This window comes from Vibrio sp. S234-5, assembly GCF_000960595.1.
Classification (GTDB): Bacteria; Pseudomonadota; Gammaproteobacteria; order Enterobacterales; family Vibrionaceae; genus Vibrio.
The window spans coordinates 1-1,446 of the sequence record NZ_JZAM01000248.1 but is presented as its reverse complement, the minus strand read 5'-3'; the positions used below and the strand labels follow the sequence as shown (position 1 = coordinate 1,446).

Below are 1,446 nucleotides of genomic sequence, written 5' to 3'. Positions count from 1 at the left end.
CACCCAAACCTGCAGCCAATTGAGCTTCTGCAGTACGCATTTCTTCAAGTAATTCGATTTTCTCTTGCATTGCTTCATACTCCGCAACGTCAAGAACAACGGCTACACCTTTACCTCGTTGTGTAATAACTAATGGTCGACGAGTTTCATTGATCTGTTTGATAAATGATGCAACGCCAGCACGGAACTCAGACAAAGGCTGAATATCTTGATCAAGGTGAATACGGCTCATAATGAACTCCATTTAGTACAATTTAACGTACAAATAGTAGTTCAATTGAGATTTACGAGCAAGGAATTGATTCTGTGTTATAACGCCGCGTTAAGGGGTGAGTGCCGCATAAACCAACTTTCCGCAGACCACTTTCACCACCAAAATCACCGCATACCAAAAATGCCACGCGGCATGAATCCCTCTTTAACGCTTTGTTATGCAAATGTTCTTAACGGCAAAATGTATCTATATACAAAGCCTCAACCTTGTCTCTCGCCCACTGCGTACGACGCAAAAACTTAAGAGAAGACTTGATTGATGGATTGCTGTAAAAACAGTTAATTTTGATTTCTCTATCTAACCCTTCCCAGCCATAGTGCTCTTGTAAACGAACAAGAATTTTCTCTAAGGTTAAACCGTGCAAAGGGTTGTTTTGCTGCTCTTGGCTCATTGCTTGGGTCCTAATAATAATGCTTAGTTTGGACGCAGTTTACCAGAATGCTTCAACCAGTTAGCCAATTTATTTACATCCGCAGCCTAAGATATAAGCACTGGGAAATGGGCTAATTTGAATATTTGCATAACGCCGCGTTAAGGGGTGCAGGCACGCAATACAAAAGCTACCGCACAGTGCCGTAACCACTGAACCCAACGCAAACTGAAAATGCCACGCGTGCCAAATCCCACTTTAACGCCTTGTTATGCTTAAGCTTCAATGGGTTACGTTTTACTAAAAACAAGATTAACTCGACTTTGATTCATAAACAAAAGCCAAAACGTAGAAAACCGAAACAACTCATAATTTTTGAAAATCAGACTTTGAAATTTGGCCGCTAAAACTCAAAAACCTAAGATCAAATTGCTGATAGAACCAACAGCCCTAACCTCGTGCTTACCCGAAAATTGATTGAGGTAACGCTCTGAATTTCCAGCGCCAAAGAACAAGTGTCCGGAAAACAGCGCCCACTGAAGCCAACTTGCCGACAAACTCAAAACCAACCAGCCGAGGGAACAAAGAAAAACCATAAACCACTGATTTAGGGTGATTAAGCATAACGCCCGCTTAAGGGGCAGCCAACGCCACGACCAACTTTCCGCATAACAACGTAACCACAAAAACCAACGCATAGTAAAAATGCCGCGCGTTGGCTGTCCCTCTTGAAGCGTTTGTTATGTGCCGTGGCTAATGTTTTTCACAATCCTTTTTATCTTTGAACAGATTCGTCAATGCC

Annotated in this window: 3 protein-coding genes; all 3 read right to left on the bottom strand. The window is 42.3% G+C overall.

Features of this window, described 5'->3' with window-relative positions; genetic code table 11:
- On the bottom strand, positions 1 to 232 hold a 232-nt coding region (locus tag UF06_RS15840), incomplete at its 3' end, for a type II toxin-antitoxin system Phd/YefM family antitoxin (RefSeq protein ID WP_045569179.1).
- A gap of 52 nt (positions 233 to 284) precedes the next feature.
- Positions 285 to 437, bottom strand: coding sequence for a DUF3265 domain-containing protein (locus UF06_RS28400; protein WP_082069724.1), 153 nt, complete (start codon positions 435 to 437; stop codon positions 285 to 287).
- A 6-nt stretch (positions 438 to 443) separates the two neighbouring features.
- Entirely contained in the window at positions 444 to 665 is a 222-nt protein-coding gene (locus UF06_RS15835; protein ID WP_005526706.1) for a VF530 family protein, read from the bottom strand.
- Positions 666 to 1,446 lie beyond the last annotated feature (781 nt).